Raw genomic sequence first — 206 nt, 5'->3', positions numbered from 1 at the left:
GCCCAGGCTCAGGCGCCCGCCCAAAGCCTTGAGCCAGCCGCAGCCGCTGCGCCTGTGCAGGCCACCCCGGCGATCACGCTGGCTGCCGCCTGGGACAAGGCCCTGGCGGCCAACCCCGGTTTGCAGGCGGCCCGCCATGGCGCAGCTGCCGCCGAAGGCATGGTGGTGCAAAGCCAGGCGCGTCCCAACCCGGAGCTGGCTGTCAG

Annotated in this window: 1 pseudogene; it reads left to right on the top strand. The window is 73.8% G+C overall.

The window, feature by feature from the left end:
• Positions 1-206 (top strand): annotated as a pseudogene (locus H928_RS32225) (TolC family protein); the annotation flags it as partial.

Source organism: Comamonas sp. B-9 (assembly GCF_000410635.1).
In the GTDB taxonomy this organism is placed as follows: Bacteria; Pseudomonadota; Gammaproteobacteria; order Burkholderiales; family Burkholderiaceae_C; genus Comamonas.
The sequence above is the reverse complement of the archived record's forward strand: the minus strand, read 5'-3'. Positions and strand labels throughout refer to the sequence as shown.